This is a genomic window from Rhodococcus sp. NPDC019050 (assembly GCF_055664235.1).
Genome location: NZ_JBVOON010000013.1, coordinates 80,752 through 102,620, shown reverse-complemented (window position 1 = coordinate 102,620; position 21,869 = coordinate 80,752). Strand labels below are relative to the sequence as shown.

Below are 21,869 nucleotides of genomic sequence, written 5' to 3'. Positions count from 1 at the left end.
CGAAGTCCATTCGACGGAGGGTAGGAATGACGACGATCGGAATTCTCACGAGCGGCGGGGACTGCCCAGGCCTCAACGCCGTCATCCGCGGCGCGGTCCTGAAAGGCACGGAAGTCCACGGCCAGGAGTTCGTCGGGTTCCTCGACGGCTGGCGGGGACTGGTCGAGGGTGATGCCGTTCCGCTGGATCGCAGCAGGGTTCGCGGTCTCGCACAGCAAGGCGGAACGATCCTCGGCACCAGCCGATTCGGTCCGTATCAGGGGCCGCAGGGCGGCGCCCAGAACATCCAGGCCACTCTCGACCGGCTCGGGGTGGACGCAGTCGTCGCCATCGGAGGTGAGGGGACCGCAGCGGCGTCGAAGCGCCTCTACGAGGACGGGATCAAGATCGTCGGCGTCCCCAAGACCATCGACAACGATCTCAGCAACACCGACTACACCTTCGGTTTCGATACCGCGGTGGAGATCGCCACCGTCGCCATCGATCGGCTGCGCACGACGGGCAATTCCCACAAACGGTGCATGGTTCTCGAGGTGATGGGCCGCCACGCGGGATGGATCGCGCTGCACTCCGGGACCGCGGGTGGCGCGCACGCCATCCTGATTCCCGAACACCCCGAAAGTCTCGAACAGATCTGTCAATGGGTGCTCAGTGTGCGCAACCGCGGACGCGCCCCGATGGTGGTCGTCGCGGAGGGATTCAAATTCCCGGACATGGACGAGGCGTATTCCACCAAGGGGCTCGACGGGTTCGACCGTCCCCGGCTGGGCGGTATCGGTGAGGTGCTCGCGCCGCTGATCGAGGAGCGGACCGGTATCGAGACGCGTGCCACCGTGCTCGGGCACATCCAGCGCGGCGGTGTCCCCACCGCGTTCGACCGGGTGCTCGCGACCCGCCTCGGCATGGCGGTGACCGATCTGGTCGCCGACGAGGAATGGGGACACATGGTCGCGTTGCACGGCACGGAGATCGCCCGGGTCGGGTTCGACGAGTCGCTCGCGGACCCCAAGTTCGTCCCCGAGTCGCGCTATCAGGAAATGCGCGTTCTCTTCGGCTGAACCCGCGCGGGGTGGCGGGGTGCGAGCCCGCGCCACCCCGTTCCGGGCGCGGTCTAAAATCAGGTGCATGACTGCCTCTGTGTCTGCCGACCTGCTCGCCTACGACGACGTGCTCGCGAAGTTCGAGCCCGTGATGGGCATGGAGGTGCACGTCGAATTGCACACCGCCACCAAGATGTTCTGCGGCTGCCCGACGGGATTCGGCGCCGAGCCCAACACGCAGGTGTGCCCGGTGTGTCTCGGTCTGCCGGGAGCGTTGCCGGTGGTCAACAAGGCGGCAGTCGAATCGGCGATCCGGATCGGGCTCGCACTGAACTGCTCGATCACCCCGTGGGGCCGATTCGCCCGCAAGAACTACTTCTACCCGGATCAGCCGAAGAACTACCAGATCTCGCAGTACGACGAGCCGATCGCCACCGACGGCTACCTCGACGTGGTGCTCGACGACGGCACCACCTGGCGCGTCGACATCGAGCGCGCGCACATGGAGGAGGACACCGGTAAGTCGCTGCACGTCGGCGGTGCCACCGGCCGGATCCACGGGGCGAGCCACTCGCTGCTCGACTACAACCGTGCCGGCGTGCCCCTGGTCGAGATCGTCACCAAGCCGATCGTCGGTGCCGGGGAACGCGCACCCGAGGTCGCCCGCGCCTACGTGACGGCCCTGCGCGATCTGCTCCGCGCGCTCGACGTGTCGGATGTGCGCATGGACCAGGGATCGATGCGGTGCGACGCGAACATTTCGCTCATGCCGATCGGCGCGAAGGAGTTCGGTACCCGTACCGAGACGAAGAACGTCAACTCGCTCAAGTCCGTCGAGGTGGCGGTGCGCTACGAGATGCGCCGCCAGGCTGCGGTGCTCCTCTCCGGCGGTGAGGTGATCCAGGAGACCCGCCACTTCCAGGAGGCGGATGGCACCACCTCCGCGGGCCGCCGCAAGGAGACCGCGGAGGACTACCGGTACTTCCCGGAGCCCGACCTCGAGCCGGTCGCGCCCGACGCCGCCTGGGTCGAAGAACTGCGTGGCACCCTTCCCGAGCTGCCGTGGTTGCGTCGTGCCCGCATCCAGGCGGATTGGGGCGTCTCGGACGAGGTGATGCGCGACCTGGTCAACGCCGGCGCGCTCGACCTGGTCATCGCGACCACCGAGGCGGGTGCTCCCGCCGACGCCGCGCGGTCCTGGTGGGTGTCGTACCTGACGCAGCAGGCCAACACGCGCGGCGTCGAACTGGCCGACCTCCCGATCACCCCCGCGCAGGTCGCGCAGGTTGTCGCCCTCATCGACAGCGGCAAGCTCAACAACAAGGTCGCCCGCCAGGTCGTCGACCACGTGCTCGCAGGTGAGGGAGATCCCGAGCAGATTCTCGTCGCGCATCCCGAACTCGTCGTCGTGCGCGACGACAGCAAACTGCAGGCGGCCGTGGACGAAGCGCTCGCCGCGAACCCCGACATCGCTGAGAAGATCCGCTCCGGCAAGGTTCAGGCAGCCGGAAAGATCGTCGGCGACGTCATGAAAGCGACACGCGGCCAAGCCGATCCGGCTCGCGTCAAGGAACTGGTCATCGCTGCCTGCAGCTGACCCGACGCCTCGTCGCCGGGAAGATTCCCGGCGACGAGCGGCCCGGCGACGAGCCTCAGCCGGAACCCACTAGTCGAAACCACCGCCGCCCGCGGGGAACTGAATACGCACGACGCGGTCGTCGTTCGGGCCGGGCTCACCACCGGACTTGTTGACGGTCGAGATCCACAGGAGACCGTCGGGCGACGACGCTGCTCCGCGGAGCATCCCGTAGCGGTCCTGGACGGTGAGGATCGGAGCGGCGGTGACCGCACCCGATCCCGGGTCGATCGCGACCACCGCAACGGCTTTCGCGTCGGTGAGGGCGACGGCGATCCCGTCCGGGGACGCTGCGCATCCGGCCACACCCGGGCGCTCGGGCCAGGTCCATGCCGGACCCGATCCGACGGAGCCGTCGGCACCGACACGCTGGAGACGATCTTCGAGTTCGGTCCGATCCGTCACCCACAGGTTCCCGCCCGGATCGCGGCACACGTCTCCGGCGGTACCGATGCCGGAGAGCAGCGCCGTCGGCGCGGGTGCGGTACCGGGGGCCGGAAGGGCGAACTCGAGGAGCTTGCCGGCCAGTGAGTCGGGATCCGTTGCGGCAGAGCTGTTTCCCGCGTTTCCGGTGAGGACGACCATTTCTGTGGGGGACGAGAATTCGATGGCGCCACCGTTGCCGGTCGTGCCGCGCGGGATGCCGGTGAGAACGTCTTTCGGCGTGTCGCCGGCCGCGATGCGCACGACCCGGTTGTCCGTGGGCGTGGTGATGTAGGCGTAAAGCAGACGATCCTCGTCGAAGGTGGGGGACAGGGCCACGTCGAGCAGTCCGCCGTCACCCGACGCGTCGACGGGGACCTTGGCGACCTCTACCGGCTCGGTCTCGGGTGCCACCTGCAGAATCCTGCCGGTGCGTCGTTCGGTTACCAGCGCGGCCCCGCCGCCCGGCAGGGTCACCAACCCGCCGGTCGTGTCGAGGCAGGTGGCGACCACCGCGGGATCGGGATCCACGCAGGGTCCCGGCGGGATGGCGGACGCGCTCGGACTCGGCGTCGTCGTGGTCGGGTCCTGCGGACCGAAGCCGGGGCCGGAATCGAAGGTCGGTTCGGGGGTGAACGGCGTGGACGCCGCGTCGTCGAACCGCGCGCAGGACGACACCGCGAGAACCCCCACGGCCAGTGCCACCGCCGCCGTGCGCGCACGGCGTGAACCTGTCGACTTCGAACCCCACGTCATGCCGCAAACGTTACCGGCACCCCGCGTGTCACCTCCCGATGCGGCGTCCGCGGCCCCCCGAAGGTCCTACCCTGTGTGACGTGACCGACAAAGGAACCGGCGGAACGCCGGAAACAGGATCGAGTCCTTACGACGAGCCGACGCTCCAGATGCGCCGCCCCCGCGCGGCGCGGCTGGAAACCGAGGACGACCTCGACTTCGACGGGTCGTCGGTCGGCAGCGGGGCGCACGTTGCGCCCACCGAACAGATGTACCGCCCGGACGCCTCCGGTGGTCACGTGCCCGACACTCCGGGGAGCGTGACCGGCGCGGATCCGCGGGCGCCCAAGGCGCGCCGGGGAACGCTCGACCTCGGGTTGCTGATACTGAGACTGGTCGTCGGTGCGACGTTGATCGCCCACGGGCTGCAGAAGCTCGTCGGGTTGTGGGGCGGGCCCGGACTGGACGGCTTCGAGCAGCTTCTTCGCGAAGCCGGCTACCAGCAGCCGCGCGTGCTCGCGATCGCAGGTGCGGTCGGTGAGACCGCGGCGGGCGCACTGCTCGTCCTCGGCCTGCTGACGCCGCTCGCTGCGGCGGCGGTCGTGGCGATCATGATCAACGCCGTGTTGTACAAGCACAATCTCGAGCCGGGCGTGCAGTACTTCGCGTCGGACCGCTCCGGTTTCGAGTACGAGGTGTTGCTCGCGGCAACGGCGGTCGCGCTGACACTCACGGGACCCGGACGCATCGCGGCGGATGGTCCGCGCAAATGGGCCACGCGCCCGTTCCTCGGGTCGTTCGTGGCATTGCTGCTCGGTGTCGCCGCGGGCGTGTGCCTCTGGCTGTTCGCTCGCTGAACAAACCCGCCAGCACCTGACACCGCCGACAGCACCTGACAACGCCGACAGGACTGACAACGGCGGGGCCGCGCACGATGCGCGGCCCCGCCGTTCGTTCATTGTGGATCGAGGATCACGGCACGTGCCGCACCGCACCCTTGTCCGCCGACGTCGCCAGCGCGGCATAGGCGCGCAGCGCGGTGGTGACGGTGCGCTGACGATCGACCGGCTGCCACGGCCGCTCCGACGCTTCCATCTTGGCGCGGCGGGTGGCCAGTTCCTCGTCGGACACCAGTACCTCGAGGGTGCGGGTCGCGACGTCGATGCGGATCTGGTCGCCGGTCTCGACGAGCCCGATCGTGCCACCGGCGGCAGCTTCGGGGGAGATGTGCCCGATCGACAGGCCCGAGGTGCCACCGGAGAACCGGCCGTCGGTGATCAGTGCGCACACCTTGCCCAGGCCGGCGCCCTTGAGGAATGCGGTGGGATGCAGCATCTCCTGCATGCCCGGGCCGCCCTTGGGGCCTTCGTAGCGAACGACCATGACGTCGCCGGGCTTGATCCGCTTCTGCAGGATCGCCGAGACCGCCTCCTCCTGGGACTCGACGACGAGCGCCGGACCCTGGAAGGAGAACAGGTCCTCGTCGATGCCCGCGGTCTTGAGGATCGCGCCGTCGAGCGCGACGTTGCCGCGCAGCACGACCAGTCCGCCTTCGACTGTGTAGGCGTGTTCGACGTCGCGGATGCAACCGCCTGCCGCGTCGGTGTCGAGCGAGGACCAGCGGTTGTCCGTCGAGAACGGTTCCGTGGTGCGCACTCCGCCGGGAGCCGCGTGGAACAGCTCGACCGCTTCGTCGGACGCCTTCCCGGAGCGGATGTCCCAGGTGTCGAGCCACTCGTCGAAGCTCTTGGTGTGCACCGTGGACACATCGGTTTCGAGCAGTCCACCGCGGCGCAGTTCGCCGAGCAGTGCGGGGATGCCACCGGCCCGGTGCACGTCTTCCATGTGGTAGTCGGAGTTGGGGGAGACCTTCGACAGGCAGGGCACCTTGCGGCTGATCGCGTCGATCGTGTCGAGGTCGAAGTCGACCTCGCCTTCCTGCGCGGCCGCGAGGGTGTGGAGCACCGTGTTGGTCGATCCGCCCATCGCGACATCGAGCGCCATCGCGTTGCGGAACGCGGCGGGAGTGGCGATGTTGCGCGGGAGCACGGACTCGTCGCCGTCGCGGTAGTACCGCAGCGCCGCTTCGACGACGGTGGTGCCGGCGCGCTCGAACAGCGCGCGGCGCGCCGCATGGGTCGCCAGGGTCGAGCCGTTGCCCGGAAGGGCCAGGCCGAGAGCTTCGGTGAGGCAGTTCATCGAATTGGCGGTGAACATGCCCGAGCACGATCCGCACGTCGGGCACGCGCTGCGCTCGACCTCGTCGAGGCCCTCTTCGCTGACGGCGTCGTTGGCCGACGCGGAGATCGCGGTGATGAGGTCGGTCGGTGCCTGCGCAACGCCGCCGACGACGACCGCCTTGCCGGCTTCCATCGGTCCACCGGAGACGAACACGGTCGGGATGTTCAGCCGCATCGCGGCGTTGAGCATGCCCGGCGTGATCTTGTCGCAGTTCGAGATGCACACCAGCGCATCGGCGGTGTGTGCGTTGACCATGTATTCCACGGAGTCGGCGATGATTTCGCGGCTCGGCAACGAGTACAGCATCCCGCCGTGGCCCATCGCGATGCCGTCGTCGACCGCAATGGTGTGGAACTCGCGTGCGACGCCGCCCGCCTCTTTCACGGCCTTGGCGACGATTTCGCCGACATCCTTGAGGTGGACGTGGCCGGGAACGAACTGCGTGTACGAGTTGGCGATCGCGACGATCGGCTTGCCGAAGTCGGAATCGGTCATTCCGGTGGCGCGCCACAGCGAGCGCGCGCCGGCTGCATTACGTCCGACGGTGGTGGTGCGTGACCTCAACGGGGGCATGGCTGACTTCCTTGACGGGGGTGTGCGCAAGCGGCGGACCGCATCCGGGTCGCCGGGCTGGGGCGTGCTCCGGGTGTCGGCACGATCGAATTTACTCGTGTGCTATTTGCTCTCGGTACCCGAGTCCGTTTCCGTCACGTCGTCGCGCGGGACGGATTCGTCCTCGGCGTCGTCGGGAGAGGTGTCGGCGGGAGAGGTTTCGGCAGAGGACTCCTGGGCGGCGCGCGCCTCGCGGGCGGCCGCGTACGGGTCGGTGATGCGCCCTCCGCTGGCTTCGGCGAGTTGCGGCAGGCGACCGAATGTGACGACGGGCAGGGCGACCTCGGAGTCGTCCTCGAGGGTTGCGCGGGCCCAGCCGCGCTTGGGAAAGCGGATCCCCTTCAGGGACTCCCACGGGATGGTCGTGGTGGAGAAGGTGGAGCGGGCGACGATTCCCTCGGGGACGACGACGGTGCGCACGCGCACGACCCACGCGGCGACGAGGAACGGGATCACCAGCGTCCACGCGAAGGCTTCGGGCCACGCGAGGGCGGGGGACGCCAGCGCCAGGAACAGAATTCCGCACGCGAGGAACGACAGGCGCGAAATCTGGATGACCTGCGTCGTCGAATCGGGCGTGTGGGATGATGGGGGAGGTGGCACGGGCTGCTGTGAAGATGACACCTCTACATCTTGTCACTGCAGCCGCGGCATCTCACATTCTGGGACAGTAACCACACCAAGTTGACTGTCTCCACACCATGCGCCTACCGTCAAGCGCGTGAATCAGAATGGGTTGCTCGTAATCGGCCGGCGCGTCGTCGCCTGAGCCGCATTCTGCAACTCGCCCACGACGCGCCACCCTCGTACAGCACACGCTGACGAGGGTTTTTTGTTGCCCGGAGCCAGAATCAGAGGAATTGCAGTGAGCGCACCAACCGCACGGCCTCAACCCTCGCCGCGGAAGCCGGGGGCCAGTACCCCTGCCACCGCCGCCGCCGCGGCGAACCCCGCCTCCCGGCGCCCGGTCGCGCCCGAGCGCGTAACCGGCGCCCAGTCGGTCGTCCGAGCGCTCGAGGAACTCGACGTCGATACGGTCTTCGGGATTCCCGGCGGAGCGATCCTGCCCGTCTACGACCCCATCTACGATTCGAAGCGAGTGCGGCACGTCCTCGTCCGGCACGAGCAGGGTGCAGGCCACGCCGCGACGGGATATGCCCAGGCCACCGGCAAGGTCGGCGTGTGCATGGCGACTTCCGGGCCCGGTGCGACCAACCTCGTCACCCCGCTCGCGGACGCACAGATGGACTCTGTCCCGCTCGTGGCGATCACGGGCCAGGTCGGACGGCCGCTCATCGGCACCGACGCTTTCCAGGAAGCCGACATCTCGGGCATCACGATGCCCATCACCAAGCACAACTTCCTGGTCACCGACGGCGCCGACATCCCCCGCGTGCTCGCGGAGGCCTTCTACCTCGCGTCGTCCGGGCGTCCCGGCGCGGTCCTCGTCGACATCCCGAAGGACATCCTCCAGGCCCAGACCACGTTCAGCTGGCCGCCGGAGATGCACCTGCCCGGCTACCGGCCCGTCACCAAGCCGCACGGCAAGCAGGTCCGCGAAGCAGCGCGACTGATCGCCGATTCGCGCAAGCCGGTGCTCTACGTCGGAGGCGGCGTCATCAAGGCCGACGCCTCGGCGGAACTGCTCGAACTCGCCGAACTGACCGGCATTCCGGTGGTCACCACCCTGATGGCGCGCGGTGCGTTCCCCGACACCCACACCCTTCATTGCGGCATGCCGGGCATGCACGGCAACGTCGCGGCGGTCGCGGCGCTGCAGAAGAGCGACCTGCTCATCACTCTCGGTGCCCGCTTCGACGACCGCGTCACCGGCCAGCTCGATTCGTTCGCGCCGGACGCCAAGGTGATCCACGCCGACATCGATCCGGCCGAGATCGGCAAGAACCGGCACGCGCACGTCCCAATCGTCGGTGACTGCAAAGAGGTTCTCGTCGAGCTGATCGAGGCGATCCGGGCTCATCTCGCCACGAACACCACGCTCGACTACACGGCATGGTGGGCATACCTGGACGACATCCGTCGTACCTACCCGCTGAGCTACGACCGCCCGTCCGACGACTCCCTGTCGCCGCAGTTCGTGATCCAGGCTGTCGGCAAGCTCGCCGGCCCCGACGCGATCTACTGCGCCGGTGTGGGACAGCACCAGATGTGGGCGGCGCAGTTCATCGATTACGAGAAGCCGCGCACGTGGCTCAACTCCGGTGGACTCGGCACGATGGGCTACGCGGTGCCCGCGGCGATGGGCGCCAAGATGGGCCGCCCGGACACCGAGGTGTGGGCCATCGACGGCGACGGCTGCTTCCAGATGACCAACCAGGAACTCGCGACGTGCGCCGTCGAAGGCGTTCCCATCAAGGTCGCGCTGATCAACAACGGCAACCTCGGCATGGTCCGTCAGTGGCAGACGCTGTTCTACGAGGAGCGGTACTCGAACACCGACCTGTCCACGCACTCGCTGCGTATCCCCGACTTCGTCAAGCTCGCAGAGGCACTCGGCTGCGTCGGTATCCGCGTCGAACGTGAGGAAGACGTCGAACCGGCGATCCGGCGGGCGCAGGAGATCAACGATCGCCCGGTCGTCATCGACTTCATCGTCGGTAAGGACGCGCAGGTCTGGCCGATGGTCGCCGCGGGTACGGGCAACGACGAGATCATGGCTGCCCGCGACATCCGTCCCTTGTTCGACGAGGACACTCCCGAAGACGACGCCACCGTCGTCGACGCGGTGATCGAACGTGACAATGCACGCGGCCGTCAGGGCGCAGCCGAGGAGGAAACCAAGTGAGCACGAGCCACACCCTCAGTGTCCTCGTCGAGGACAAGCCGGGCGTGCTGGCCCGAGTCGCATCGTTGTTCTCGCGGCGCGGCTTCAACATCGAATCGCTTGCCGTCGGCGGCACCGAGATTCCGGATATCTCCCGGATGACCATCGTCGTCACCGTCGACGCGTTCCCTCTCGAGCAGGTCACCAAGCAGCTCAACAAGCTCGTCAACGTCATCAAGATCGTCGAGCAGGAGGACGAGGCGTCCGTCGCCCGCGAACTCGTGCTCATCAAGGTGCGCGCGGATGCCAGTGTTCGCACCCAGGTCATCGAAACGGTGAATCTCTTCCGCGCCAAGGTGATCGACGTGTCACCCGAGTCGCTCACGATCGAGGCGACCGGCACCCGCTCCAAGCTGGATGCGCTTCTCCGCATGCTCGAGCCGTACGGGATCCGGGAAATCGTTCAGTCCGGCGTCGTTGCCGTCGGACGCGGTCCCAAGTCCATCACGGCTACCCGTTAGCCTGAACACACCCATTTGCTGAAAGAGGTAGGAACTGTGGCAGTCGAGCTTTTCTACGACGACAATGCCGATCTGTCGATCATCCAGGGCCGCAAGGTCGCTGTGATCGGATACGGCAGCCAGGGGCACGCGCACTCGCTGAGCCTGCGTGATTCCGGCGTCGACGTGCGCATCGGGCTGAAGGAAGGCTCGAAGTCGCGGGCCAAGGCAGAAGAAGCCGGCCTCACCGTCGGCACGCCGGCCGAGGTTTCCGCATGGGCCGACGTCATCATGCTGCTCGCTCCCGACACCGCCCAGGCGTCGATCTTCACCAACGACATCGAGCCGAACCTCGAGGACGGCAACGCGCTGTTCTTCGGCCACGGCCTGAACATCCACTTCGGACTGATCAACGCTCCGGAGAACGTCACCGTCGGCATGGTCGCCCCCAAGGGCCCCGGCCACCTGGTGCGTCGTCAGTTCGTCGACGGCAAGGGTGTTCCCGCGCTCATCGCCGTCCACCAGGACCCCAAGGGTGAGGGCGAGGCTCTCGCCCTGTCCTACGCGAAGGCGATCGGCGGCACCCGCGCGGGCGTCATCAAGACGACCTTCAAGGAAGAGACCGAGACCGACCTCTTCGGCGAGCAGGCCGTTCTCTGCGGTGGCACCGAAGAACTCGTCAAGACCGGCTTCGACGTTCTCGTCGAGGCGGGCTACTCGCCCGAGATGGCCTACTTCGAGTGCCTGCACGAGCTCAAGCTCATCGTCGACCTCATGTACGAGGGTGGCATCGCGCGCATGAACTACTCGGTGTCCGACACCGCCGAGTTCGGTGGCTACCTCTCCGGCCCGCGCGTCATCGACGCCGGCACCAAGGAGCGCATGAAGGACATCCTCAAGGACATCCAGGACGGCACCTTCGTCAAGCGTCTCGTCGCCAACGTCGAGAACGGCAACAAGGAGCTCGAGGCTCTCCGCAAGGAGAACGCCGAGCACGGCATCGAGGTCGTCGGCAAGCAGCTGCGCGACCTGATGAGCTGGGTCGATCGCCCGATCACCGAGACCGCATAGTCCGTCTCCGAGCGCCACGACGGCAGCCCGCCACCCCGAAAAGGTGGCGGGCTGCCGTCGTTCCGGGGTGAATCGGGGATCATCGCGTGCCGAGCTGATCTCTCCAGGTGCCGGACGGGGACGGCATCGGCGGACCATACTTGGCAAATGTCGCTCACGGCCGCCGCCAGCCGGCTCCCCGGCATCGCCACGGCGCGCGCATACCAGCGCGGATGGCTGCGGGCCGACATCGGTGGCGGTCTGATCGTCAGCGCACTGCTCGTGCCCACCGGCATGGGTTACGCCGCGGCGGCGGGACTGCCTGCCCATATGGGCATGTACGCGACGATCGTGCCGATGCTCGTGTACGCGCTCGTCGGTCCGTCGCGCATCCTCGTGGTCGTTCCGTCCTCCGCCCTGGCACCGTTGATCGCTGCGGCGGTGATCCCCCTCGCCTCGGCAGGAGATCCCGGACGTGCAGTGGCTCTCGCCGGTCTGCTAGCCCTGATGGTCGGAATTCTGTTGTTGTGCAGCGGGATTCTTCGCCTCGGATTCATCACCGAACTGCTGTCCAACCCCATCCGGGTCGGGTTCCTCAACGCCATCGCACTGATCGTGATCGCGAGCGAACTTCCCCACCTGCTCGGCGTGAGTACCCGCGAGACCAACCTCTTCGCGAACCTCCGCAACGCTGCGGATGCGGTGCGCGGGGGCGCTTTCGAATCGGTCGCCTTCCTCCTCGGAGGTGCGACCCTGCTCCTGATCGTCGTGATACAGGCATTGTGGCCACGAGTTCCGGGCATCCTGATCGGGGTCGTCATGGCTACCGGCGTCACAGCCGCTTTCGGGCTGCGCGACAAAGTCGAGACGGTCGGTGCACTCCCGTCGGGGTTCCCGGGACCGGCACTCGGCGGGCTCGAGATGAGCGACGTGACAACTCTGCTCGGTCCTGCTGTCGCGATCGCTGTCATCGGATTCGCCGACACTTCCGTGGTCTCCCGCGCTTTCTCGTCTCAGCGGGGTGAGGACGTGACCGGAAGCTCCGAGATGCGTGCTCTCGGTGCCGTCAATCTTGCGGCCGGTGTCACCGGAGGGTTCCCGGTGTGCGGTAGCGGAAGCCGCACACCCGTTCTCCAGCGTGCGGGCGCACACACACAACTCGCCGGAGTGGTGGGAGCGCTGACCGTCGCGGCCTTCCTTCTGCTCGCTCCGGGCGTGACAGCAGACCTTCCGCGGTCCGCCTTGAGCGCTGTCGTCATCGTCGCTGTGAGTGCGCAGTTCAATTTCGGCAAGGTCCGGCATCTGTGGCGCGTGGCCAAGATCGAATTCGGTTTGTGTATAGCGGCATCCGTGGCCGTCATCCTCACGGGTGTCCTGCGGGGCGTGTTGATCGCGATCGCGCTCTCGCTGATGGCGTTGGTGATCCAGGCCTGGCGGCCCCACCGTGCCGAACTGGTCGAGGTCCCCGGGATCGCGGGATATCACGACAGAGCGCGCCATCCGGAAGGTCACCGGATCAGGGGGCTCCTTCTGGCGCGGTTCGACGCACCGCTGTTCTTCGCGAACGGCTCGATTCTCACGAGATATGTGCGTGAACTCGTCGAGCAGCGAACCGATCGGGTGGAGTGGGTGATTCTGGTGGCCGATCCGATCACCGATCTCGACACGACGTCGGTCGAAGAGATCGAGCGGCTCGACGAATACCTGTCGCACAACGGGATTCGGTTCGTCTTTGCGGCACTGGAGGGTCAGGAGAGGGAAACGCTGCTGCGCATGCAGTCGGACAACCGCTTCCACCGGGACCAGTTCTATCCCACTCCTCGGGCCGCGGTGATCGCGTTCCGGCATCGCCACGACACCGGCATCACGCGCAGGACAATTCGTGCACGTCCGGACATCTCACCGACGGGAGTTGCCGGACGCCACAGAAGCGCACGGCGCGACGTCCGCCCGACCACAGCCGCACTGCGACTCCGCAGGCACAGATGACCGAATTCGACGCCGCCCCAAGGTGCTTTTGTCCGGATGCGGTCGGGTTCGGTCGCGTGAAATGGTGCGGTCACCCGCCTGTCCGGCGCCGTGGACGATCCCGGTGGGCCCGCGGTAGGAGGCAGGGCACTAAACTGTGAGCGGTCGCGGGTGAACACGCCTTACGTCAGGCGCCGGCGCCGCTGACCACCATATATTCACGACACAGGGAGTCCACACGTGAGCCAGAATGGCCGTCCAGTAGTCCTGATCGCCGACAAGCTTGCGCAGTCGACCGTCGATGCGCTCGGTGACGGTGTCGAGGTGCGCTGGGTGGACGGCCCGGACCGCCCGGCGCTGCTCGCGGCCGTGCCCGACGCACACGCACTGCTGGTCCGCTCGGCGACGACCGTCGACGCAGAGGTGCTCGCCGCAGCCACCAACCTGAAGATCGTCGGCCGCGCAGGTGTGGGCCTCGACAACGTCGACATCGCCGCCGCCACCGAACGCGGCGTGATGGTCGTCAACGCCCCGACCTCGAACATCCACTCCGCCGCCGAGCACGCCGTGGCGCTGCTGCTCTCCACCGCACGCCAGATCCCGGCCGCCGACCGCACGCTGCGTGAGAAGACCTGGAAGCGTTCGAGCTTCAACGGCACCGAGATCCTGGGCAAGACCGTCGGCGTCGTCGGCCTCGGCCGGATCGGCCAGCTCTTCGCGCAGCGTCTCGCCGCGTTCGAGACCGAGATCATCGCCTACGACCCCTACCTGCCTGCAGCACGCGCTGCGCAGCTGGGCATCGAACTCGTCGATATCGACGAACTGGTCGCCCGGGCCGATTTCATCTCCGTGCACCTGCCCAAGACCAAGGAGACCGCCGGTCTGCTCAACGCGGAGCGTCTCGCCAAGACCAAGGACGGCGTGATCATCGTGAACGCCGCTCGCGGTGGCCTCATCGACGAAACCGCCTTGTACGACGCTCTCGTCTCCGGCAAGGTCCGCGCCGCCGGACTCGACGTCTTCAACACCGAGCCGTGCACCGATTCGCCGCTGTTCGACCTCGACAACGTGGTCGTCACCCCCCACCTCGGCGCATCCACCTCCGAGGCACAGGACCGCGCGGGCACCGACGTCGCCAAGAGCGTGCTGCTCGCGCTCGCCGGTGAGTTCGTGCCGGACGCCGTCAACGTTTCCGGCGGGCCTGTCGGCGAAGAGGTCGCACCGTGGCTCGAACTCGTTCGTAAGCTCGGCCTGCTCGCCGGCACCCTCTCGCCCGAGGCGGTCCAGAACGTCCAGGTCGTCGCGAGCGGCGAGCTCTCCGCCGAGAACGTCGAGATCCTCGGCCTCGCGGCTCTGCGTGGGCTGTTCTCCGCCAGCAGCGACGAGCCCGTCACCTTCGTCAACGCCCCGAAGCTCGCCGAGCAGCGCGGCGTCACCGTCGAGGTCGACAAGGTCAGCGAAGCGCAGACCCACCGCAGCGCCGTCGAGGTGCGTGCCGTGGCCGCCGACGGTCACGTCACGCAGGTCGCAGGTGCGCTCACCGGTCTGCAGCAGGTCGAGAAGATCGTCAACATCAACGGCCGCAGCTTCGACCTGCGGGCCGAGGGCCACAACTTCATCGTGCACTACCAGGATCGCCCGGGTGTCCTCGGAACGCTCGGCACCGTCCTCGGTAATGCGGGTGTCGACATCCAGGCCGCAGCACTGAGCCAGGATGCCGAGGGCCCGGGTGCGACCGTCATCCTGCGTGTCGACCGCGTGGTCGGCGACGACGAGGTCACCCAGATCGTCGAGCAGCTCGACGCGCGTGTCGCGCAGGTCGACCTGTCCTGATCGTTTCCGGGGCGCCCACGGGCGTACTCGAACCCAGCATCGTCCGGTGGCCGCGACCGTCTCTGCACGGTCGCGGCCACCGTCGCACAGGAAGTGAGCACTAGCCATGAAACTTGCAGTCATCCCCGGTGACGGAATCGGTGTCGAGGTCACGGCCGAGGCGCTGAAGGTGTTGCGCAAGCTCGTCCCCGACCTGGAGACCACCGAATACGACCTCGGTGCAAAGCGATACAACGCGACCGGCGAACTGCTGCCGGAAGCGGATCTGGCTGCGATCCGCGAGCACGACGCGATCCTGCTCGGTGCCATCGGCGATCCGTCGGTCACTCCCGGCGTGCTCGAGCGTGGTCTGCTGCTCAACATGCGGTTCGCGCTCGATCACCATGTGAACCTGCGTCCGTCGCGTCTGTACCCCGGCTCGGCGTCTCCGCTCGCCAAGAACCCCGACATCGACTTCGTCGTGGTCCGTGAAGGCACCGAAGGCCCGTACACGGGCAACGGCGGAGCGATCCGGGTCGGCACCCCGCACGAGATCGCCACCGAGGTGTCGATCAACACGTGGTTCGGTGCGGAGCGGGTCGTGCGGTACGCGTTCGCGCTGGCGCAGACCCGCCGCAAGCACCTCACGCTCATCCACAAGACCAACGTGCTGTCGAATGCCGGGGCGATCTGGACGCGCGCGATCGAGACCGTGGGCCGCGAGTACCCCGACGTCGAAACCGCCTACTGCCACATCGATGCGGCGACGATCTACATGGTCGACGATCCGTCCCGGTTCGACGTGATCGTCACCGACAACCTTTTCGGCGACATCATCACCGACCTCGCGGGCGCAGTCACCGGCGGTATCGGCTTGGCAGCGAGCGGCAACATCGATGCGTCGGGAACGAATCCGTCGATGTTCGAACCGGTGCACGGGTCGGCTCCCGACATTGCGGGCAAGGGCATGGCCGATCCGACGGCGGCAATTCTGTCGACGGCGTTGCTGCTGCGTCATCTCGGACGCGACGAGGAAGCCTCCCGCGTGGAACGCGCGGTGGAAGCGGACCTCGCCTCGCGCGGGTCGGACCCGATCGTCACGACCGAGGTCGGCGACCGCATCACGGCGGCACTCTGACCCCGTGCGGGTTCCGGTGGATCGACGCCGGAACCCGCACGGCCGGTTACTTTTTCTCCTCCACGGGCACCAACGGCACTACCGGAAGGGCGGCCGCCGGCGCGATCGCTGCGATCGCGAACGCGACCGGAAAACCCACTGCGGCGATGAGCGCGCCGAAGGCAGGTCCGACCGCTGCGGCGGCGATGAATTGTCCGGTGTTCTGGACGCCGAGCGCACGTCCTCCCCAATACGGGCCGGCTATCTCGGCAACCGCGGTGAACGCCAGTCCGTTCGGCGCGGACGTGAGTATCGAGGCGACGAGCAGGACGGCGATCGCCACGGGTGAATCGGACAGCGAGGACGCGGCGAGTGCGACCATCGACACCACCACCGAGACGGCGACGATGCGGAGCGGCCCGAGCCTGCTGCCCACCCGGTCCGACCAACTTCCGGCCGCGACACGACCCAGGGCGGCGAGGATCTGCGCCACTGTGATGAGCAGTCCCGCGCCGGTTTCGTCCCATCCGCGGTCGGTGATCAGCCACACGAGCGAGTAGGTCCACACCACGTACTGCGGGACGACCAGCAGAACCGACGCCGAGTGGATGCGCGCGAGCGTCCACGAATTGCGATACGGATTCGCGAGCATTCCGGTGCTTTTCGCCGCTGCGCGATCCGGCCGGGGTGGGTCGAGAATTCCGACGACGCACGCGAGTGCCGCGAGGCCGCACGCCAGTGCCGGAAAGGCCAGTGCCCAGGCGATTCCGTGGTTCGCCGCCAATGGGGGAATGACAAGCGCCCCCGCCGCGACGCCGAGGGGTACCGACATCTGGCGGATGCCCATCGCCAAGCCTCGCTGCGCAGGGGCGAACCACCCGACCACCACGCGTCCGCTCGCCGCGTTCGCGCTGACGGCACCGGCCCCCGCGAGGACGAGAAGTACGCCCAGCGCGGGGATCGACGTGGTGAGCGTGGCTGCCGCAGTCGCTGCCGAGGCGAGTCCCAGGCCCGCGGCGAGTGCGAAACGTTCACCGATTCGATCCGAGATCGCACCCCACACGACGAGGGTGAAGACACCACCGAAAAGTGGTGCGCCGGCCAGGGTTCCGGCTTGCGCGAGGGACAGTCCCGCCTCGGTGTGGAGGGAGGGGATGAGGAACGCCACTCCGTTGATCACAGTGGCCTGCGCCGCCTGCGCCAGTACACCGACGGCCAGGATGAGCCACCGCCGTGCTCCGATATTTCCCGCGTCCATCATGTCCCACTATCTGGGATGATAATCCCGTACCGTGAAATGCTGGGCTCACTCTATACGGAGGGCGGCGCCCGCGTCGATCGAAGGTTGCCGTCGCCCCGTTAGACTTCCCGCATGCGCCTTGGTCGAATTGCCAGTCCGGACGGTGTCGCTTTCGTCAGCATCGAGGGGGAGGGAGACGCTGCAACCGCGAAAGAGATCGCCGAGCATCCCTTCGGTACCCCGACCTTCACCGGTCGCAGCTGGCCGCTCGCCGATGTCCGCCTGCTCGCCCCGATCCTTGCCAGCAAGGTGATCGCCGTCGGCCGTAACTACGCAGCGCACGCGGCGGAGTCCGGGAACGAAGTCCCGGAAGAGCCGGTGATCTTCCTCAAGCCGAACACGTCGATCATCGGGCCGGGCGTGCCGATCGTCATTCCCCGCAATGCGTCTGTCGTGCACCACGAGGCCGAACTCGCCGTCGTGATCGGCAGGCCCTGCAAGGACGTACCCGCGGCGAAGGCCCGCGAGGTGATCCTCGGATACACCGTCGCGAACGACGTCTCCGCTCGCGATCACCAGGCCGCGGACGGGCAGTGGACGCGAGCCAAGGGACACGACACGTTCTGTCCTCTGGGGCCGTGGATCGAGACCGATCTCGACGCATCCGATCTCGAGATCTCGGCGGAGGTCGACGGGCAGCAACGGCAGCGCAGCCGCACTTCGCTGATGGTGCACGACATTCCGAAGCTCATCGAATGGGTGTCGGCGGTCATGACGCTGCTGCCGGGCGATGTCATCCTCACGGGCACACCGGAAGGTGTCGGACCGATCGTGCCGGGCGACACCGTCTCCGTCACGGTCGAGAAGATCGGAACGCTCACCAATCCTGTGGTCGCGAAGGGCGCCTGACCGAGCGGTCTCCGCTTCCCGGGGCCGGGTCAGGGGATAGCCTGGGAGGGTCTCCTGTCGATCCTCAACCCTGAGCGAGTCATGACCACCAGCGAAGTACGTGTTCGTTTCTGTCCGTCCCCGACCGGAACCCCGCACGTGGGTCTCGTGCGTACCGCCCTGTTCAACTGGGCCTTCGCGCGTCACCACGGCGGCACCTTCGTGTTCCGCATCGAAGACACCGACGCCGCCCGCGACAGCGAGGAGTCGTACCAGGCGATCCTCGACGCGTTGCGCTGGCTGGGACTCGAATGGGACGAGGGCCCGGAGGTGGGCGGCCCCTACAAGCCGTACCGCCAGTCGGAGCGTCGCGGACTGCACATCGGTGTCGTGGAGAAGCTTCTCGAAGCGGGCGAGGCCTACGAGTCCTTCTCGACCGCGGAAGAGGTCGAGGAGCGGCACAAGGCGGCGGGACGCGATCCCAAGCTCGGCTACGACAACTTCGATCGCGACCTGACGCCCGAACAGCGCCAGGCATTCCTCGACGAGGGCCGCAAGGCCGTCGTGCGGCTACGGATGCCCGACGAGGACCTCACATGGAACGACCTCGTCCGCGGTGAGACGACGTTCAAGGCCGGCACCGTCCCGGACTTCGCCCTCACCCGCGGCAACGGCATCCCGCTGTACACGCTCGTCAACCCTGTCGACGACGCCCTCATGAAGATCACGCACGTCCTGCGCGGTGAGGACCTGTTGTCGTCGACGCCGCGTCAGCTCGCCCTCTACGCAGCACTGCAACGCATCGGGGTCGCCGACTTCACGCCCGAGTTCGGGCACCTGCCCTTCGTCATGGGTCAGGGCAACAAGAAGCTGTCCAAGCGCGATCCCGAGTCCAATCTCTTCCTCCACCGCGATCGCGGGTTCATTCCGGAGGGGCTGCTCAACTACCTCGCGCTGCTCGGCTGGGGCCTGACCGACGATCGCGATATCTTCTCGCTCGACGAGATGGTGGCGGCCTTCGACATCGGCAAGGTCAACTCCAACCCGGCGAGGTTCGACCAGAAGAAGGCCGACGCGATCAACGCCGAGCACATCCGGATGCTCGAGCCGGCGGACTTCGCGGCCCGCCTGAAAGCGTTCCTCGTCGAGCACGGCCACATCTCCGCCGACGTGGACGACGCGTTGTTCCGGACCGCCGCCGATCTCGTCCAGACCCGCATCGTGGTCCTGTCCGACGCGTGGGATCTCCTGAAGTTCCTCTTCGTCGACGAATCCGACTTCGCTCTGGACGAGGCGGCCGCCGCGAAGAACCTCAAGGCGGATGCCGCACCGGTCCTCGACGCCGCGATCGCCGCTCTCGATGTTCTCGGCGACTGGTCGACCGCCGCCATCGAGGAGTCGCTCAAAACGGCTCTCGTCGACGATCTCGGACTCAAGCCTCGCAAGGCCTTCGCGCCGGTGCGGGTAGCGGTGACGGGCTCGCACATCAGCCCGCCGCTCTACGAATCGATGGAGTTGCTCGGACGCGAGCGCACCCTCGACCGATTGCGATCGGCTCGGACCGTCGTCGCCTGACCCAGCACTCGGTCACCCAGCACCTACGACGAGAGACGCCCGCGCAGCTTCCGCTGCGCGGGCGTCTTCGCGTCGAGGGAGATTTAGGGGCTTTGACCAGCCGATTTGTAGTTGCACACGGTGATGGTGTTAGTCTTTCTCTCGGTTCGGGAACGGAGGCCACAGCGCAGTGCGCAGGGCCGAAGGGACAGTCCATTGGGGTATGGTGTAATTGGCAACACAGCTGATTCTGGTTCAGCCATTCTAGGTTCGAGTCCTGGTACCCCAGCTGTGATGCGGAGGTTTGCCCGCCGCGTCCCGGCCAGCTAAGCTGGCTGAGCTTCCCCCGGGAAGCGCAACAGAGAAGAAGTTCTCAGGCCCCCGTCGTCTAGCGGCCTAGGACGCCGCCCTCTCACGGCGGTAGCGTGGGTTCGAATCCCATCGGGGGTACCATGAACTGCCCATCGATCTCCGGATCGGTGGGTGTTCTTCTCTGAAGACAGGCATTCCCTCCGGGGTGTGCCGAAGGTAAGTCCAGGCCCCCGTCGTCTAGCGGCCTAGGACGCCGCCCTCTCACGGCGGTAGCGTGGGTTCGAATCCCATCGGGGGTACAGCTAGTGGAAGACCCTCCGAGCATCGCTCGGAGGGTCTTTTTCGTTGCCGGGTGATTCTCATACGCTCTTGCGCCGGAACTCGCGGCGGTGGTCCGCGTGCGCCTTCGGTCCGCGAGCCTTGGATTGTGCGTCGAGGTGCGCGGTGCCGCGGTCGTCGCGCTGCTTCTTACGCAGGAGTGCCTCGCGGAACTCTTGTTTGAGGCGTTCCTTCTCCGGGTCGGTCATGGTGTCCCCCTTCCTTCGCCGATGCCTCGAAAATGTAGCGCCGGGGGAGCAGCGCTGTCGCCCCATTTATTCTGGGCCTGGCTCAGGGGGTGGGTGAGGCTAGGTACGCCGCGGTGGTGCCGCCGATCTCCATTGCCGGCATACCCAGCTTGCGGTGGTCCCACGACCGCACCCGCCCGGGCACGACGCGCACCGCGACCCGCTTGGCCATCATCTGCTCGACGGCCGGTCGCGCTTCCTCGGTGTAGGGGGCGGTGTACCGCTCCCAGACGTCGCGGCACACCGCGAACACGGTGTCGTGGTCGTCGAAGATCTCGGCGTGCCCCTCGATCGACACGCCTCGCAGTTGGTCGTAGGTGTCACCGGCCTCGACGAGAGCGGTGAGACGGTTGTCCCGGCGAAGATTCACGACCTTCTGCGATTTCGCCTTCGTCTCGAACCAGATCTCCCCGTCCAGCACCGCGTACCACATGGCCACGAGATGCGGCATGCCCGTGGGGCCGAGAGAAGCGAGCGTCGCGACACGGCTGTGGTGAAGGAATTCGGAGATCTCCGGGTCGGTCATGGTGATGTCGGCGCGGCGGTTGGTTCCCATGCGAGAACTGTGACATACCACGCACATCCGCCGCCAGAGGCGCTCAGAGTCGCTTGTTCAGGGCCTCAGCGGCGGCGAGAAGGTCTGCGGCCCATCGGGCACCCGGCCGGCGTCCCATCCGGTCGATCGGACCGGAGACCGAGACTGCGGCGACGACGGCGCCACCGCTGTCCCGCACGGGGGCAGCCACCGACGCGACCCCGGGTTCGCGTTCGGCCGCACTCTGCGCCCACCCGCGACGGCGTACTTCCGTGAGGACGCGCTCCCCGAATGCCGCGTCCGGCAGGATCGCACGCTGGACGGCCGTATCGGCCCACGCGAGCAGCACTTTGGCGCCCGATCCGGCCGTCATCGGCAGACGTGAGCCGACCAGAACGGTGTCGCGCAGACCTGTCGGCGGTTCGAGTGCGGCGATGCACACGCGATGTGTGCCTTCGCGGCGGTACAACTGCACGCTCTCGCCGGTGATTTCGCGCAAACGGGGGAGTACGAGCGAGGCGGCCTCGACCAGCGAGTCGCCCGCGCCGGTGGAAAGCTCGGCCAGACCGGGTCCCGGACGCCACTGACCGTCGCCGTCGCGCATGAGGAGACGGTGCACTTCGAGGCCGACGGCGAGACGATGTGCAGTGGCACGCGGCAGGCCCGTCCGGACGCACAACTCGTTGAGGTTGCAAGGCTGTTCGGCCACCGCGTGCAGGACGGTCATGGCTTTGTCCAGCACCCCGATCCCGCTATGCTGTCTCATAGGTCGATACCTCCGTCTCGCATGCTGGGAAGCATATCGCATGCGGAACGAGGCGGGGACGACACCATGCGCGGGCCGGACAGCCCTGA

The 21,869-nt window shown here is 67.2% G+C and carries 18 protein-coding genes and 3 tRNA genes; 14 read left to right on the top strand and 7 right to left on the bottom strand.

Features of this window, described 5'->3' with window-relative positions; translation table 11 throughout:
• Positions 1 to 26 precede the first annotated feature (26 nt).
• Positions 27 to 1,058, top strand: a complete 1,032-nt coding sequence (locus AC0B44_RS14810) for a 6-phosphofructokinase (RefSeq protein ID WP_471903597.1) — start codon at positions 27 to 29, stop codon at positions 1,056 to 1,058.
• 67 nt (positions 1,059 to 1,125) lie between these two features.
• Positions 1,126 to 2,637 (top strand): Asp-tRNA(Asn)/Glu-tRNA(Gln) amidotransferase subunit GatB, encoded by a 1,512-nt coding sequence (gene gatB, locus AC0B44_RS14805; RefSeq protein WP_471903596.1) that lies wholly within the window; start codon positions 1,126 to 1,128, stop codon positions 2,635 to 2,637.
• Positions 2,638 to 2,706: 69 nt separating this feature from the next.
• On the opposite strand, the gene AC0B44_RS14800 is transcribed toward gatB, so the two are convergent.
• The gene (locus AC0B44_RS14800) at positions 2,707 to 3,855 is read right to left on the bottom strand and encodes a PQQ-dependent sugar dehydrogenase (RefSeq protein ID WP_471903595.1); all 1,149 of its coding nucleotides are present in this window, start codon (positions 3,853 to 3,855) and stop codon (positions 2,707 to 2,709) included.
• A gap of 80 nt (positions 3,856 to 3,935) precedes the next feature.
• Between AC0B44_RS14800 and AC0B44_RS14795 the strand changes: the two genes are divergently transcribed.
• Positions 3,936 to 4,691 (top strand): DoxX family protein, encoded by a 756-nt coding sequence (locus AC0B44_RS14795; RefSeq protein WP_471903594.1) that lies wholly within the window; start codon positions 3,936 to 3,938, stop codon positions 4,689 to 4,691.
• 115 nt (positions 4,692 to 4,806) lie between these two features.
• Here AC0B44_RS14795 and ilvD read toward each other — a convergent pair whose 3' ends face one another.
• Positions 4,807 to 6,648 (bottom strand): dihydroxy-acid dehydratase, encoded by a 1,842-nt coding sequence (gene ilvD, locus AC0B44_RS14790; RefSeq protein WP_471903593.1) that lies wholly within the window; start codon positions 6,646 to 6,648, stop codon positions 4,807 to 4,809.
• A 102-nt stretch (positions 6,649 to 6,750) separates the two neighbouring features.
• Positions 6,751 to 7,290, bottom strand: a complete 540-nt coding sequence (locus tag AC0B44_RS14785) for a PH domain-containing protein (protein ID WP_471903640.1) — start codon at positions 7,288 to 7,290, stop codon at positions 6,751 to 6,753.
• 262 nt (positions 7,291 to 7,552) lie between these two features.
• Between AC0B44_RS14785 and AC0B44_RS14780 the strand changes: the two genes are divergently transcribed.
• From AC0B44_RS14780 to AC0B44_RS14755, 6 genes are all read left to right on the top strand, one after another.
• Positions 7,553 to 9,493: an acetolactate synthase large subunit gene (locus AC0B44_RS14780; protein ID WP_471903592.1), complete on the top strand. Its 1,941-nt coding sequence runs from the start codon at positions 7,553 to 7,555 to the stop codon at positions 9,491 to 9,493.
• On the top strand, positions 9,490 to 9,993 hold the full coding sequence (gene ilvN, locus AC0B44_RS14775) for an acetolactate synthase small subunit (protein WP_471903591.1): 504 nt from the start codon (positions 9,490 to 9,492) through the stop codon (positions 9,991 to 9,993). The genes AC0B44_RS14780 and ilvN overlap by 4 nt, the downstream gene beginning before the upstream one ends.
• Positions 9,994 to 10,029: 36 nt before the next feature.
• Positions 10,030 to 11,043 carry a ketol-acid reductoisomerase gene (gene ilvC / locus AC0B44_RS14770; RefSeq protein WP_471903590.1) on the top strand — a complete coding sequence of 338 codons (1,014 nt, stop codon included), beginning with the start codon at positions 10,030 to 10,032 and terminating at the stop codon, positions 11,041 to 11,043.
• A 147-nt stretch (positions 11,044 to 11,190) separates the two neighbouring features.
• Positions 11,191 to 13,011, top strand: coding sequence for a SulP family inorganic anion transporter (locus tag AC0B44_RS14765; RefSeq protein WP_471903589.1), 1,821 nt, complete (start codon positions 11,191 to 11,193; stop codon positions 13,009 to 13,011).
• 219 nt (positions 13,012 to 13,230) lie between these two features.
• The gene (gene serA, locus AC0B44_RS14760; protein ID WP_471903588.1) at positions 13,231 to 14,823 is read left to right on the top strand and encodes a phosphoglycerate dehydrogenase; all 1,593 of its coding nucleotides are present in this window, start codon (positions 13,231 to 13,233) and stop codon (positions 14,821 to 14,823) included.
• 106 nt (positions 14,824 to 14,929) lie between these two features.
• Complete coding sequence (locus tag AC0B44_RS14755) at positions 14,930 to 15,940, top strand: 3-isopropylmalate dehydrogenase (RefSeq protein ID WP_471903587.1); 1,011 nt, start codon at positions 14,930 to 14,932, stop codon at positions 15,938 to 15,940.
• A gap of 46 nt (positions 15,941 to 15,986) precedes the next feature.
• Here AC0B44_RS14755 and AC0B44_RS14750 read toward each other — a convergent pair whose 3' ends face one another.
• Positions 15,987 to 17,177 (bottom strand): MFS transporter, encoded by a 1,191-nt coding sequence (locus AC0B44_RS14750; RefSeq protein WP_471903586.1) that lies wholly within the window; start codon positions 17,175 to 17,177, stop codon positions 15,987 to 15,989.
• Between the two features lie 114 nt (positions 17,178 to 17,291).
• On the opposite strand from AC0B44_RS14750, the gene AC0B44_RS14745 reads away from it, so the two are divergent.
• The 5 genes from AC0B44_RS14745 (at position 17,292) to AC0B44_RS14725 (ending at position 20,212) form a co-directional block, all read left to right on the top strand.
• Positions 17,292 to 18,068, top strand: a complete 777-nt coding sequence (locus AC0B44_RS14745; protein ID WP_471903585.1) for a fumarylacetoacetate hydrolase family protein — start codon at positions 17,292 to 17,294, stop codon at positions 18,066 to 18,068.
• An 81-nt stretch (positions 18,069 to 18,149) separates the two neighbouring features.
• Positions 18,150 to 19,622 carry a glutamate--tRNA ligase gene (gene gltX, locus AC0B44_RS14740; RefSeq protein ID WP_471903584.1) on the top strand — a complete coding sequence of 491 codons (1,473 nt, stop codon included), beginning with the start codon at positions 18,150 to 18,152 and terminating at the stop codon, positions 19,620 to 19,622.
• Between the two features lie 196 nt (positions 19,623 to 19,818).
• Positions 19,819 to 19,890: transfer RNA gene (locus AC0B44_RS14735), tRNA-Gln, on the top strand.
• An 88-nt stretch (positions 19,891 to 19,978) separates the two neighbouring features.
• A tRNA-Glu gene (locus AC0B44_RS14730) sits at positions 19,979 to 20,054 on the top strand.
• 85 nt (positions 20,055 to 20,139) lie between these two features.
• Positions 20,140 to 20,212 (top strand) — tRNA-Glu (locus AC0B44_RS14725).
• Between the two features lie 60 nt (positions 20,213 to 20,272).
• Here AC0B44_RS14725 and AC0B44_RS14720 read toward each other — a convergent pair.
• From AC0B44_RS14720 to AC0B44_RS14710, 3 genes are all read right to left on the bottom strand, one after another.
• Complete coding sequence (locus AC0B44_RS14720) at positions 20,273 to 20,440, bottom strand: DUF5302 domain-containing protein (protein ID WP_471903583.1); 168 nt, start codon at positions 20,438 to 20,440, stop codon at positions 20,273 to 20,275.
• Between the two features lie 82 nt (positions 20,441 to 20,522).
• A complete protein-coding gene (locus AC0B44_RS14715) occupies positions 20,523 to 21,035 on the bottom strand; it encodes a pyridoxamine 5'-phosphate oxidase family protein (protein WP_471903582.1) in 513 nt (170 codons plus the stop codon).
• Between the two features lie 43 nt (positions 21,036 to 21,078).
• Complete coding sequence (locus AC0B44_RS14710) at positions 21,079 to 21,780, bottom strand: IclR family transcriptional regulator (protein ID WP_471903581.1); 702 nt, start codon at positions 21,778 to 21,780, stop codon at positions 21,079 to 21,081.
• Positions 21,781 to 21,869 lie beyond the last annotated feature (89 nt).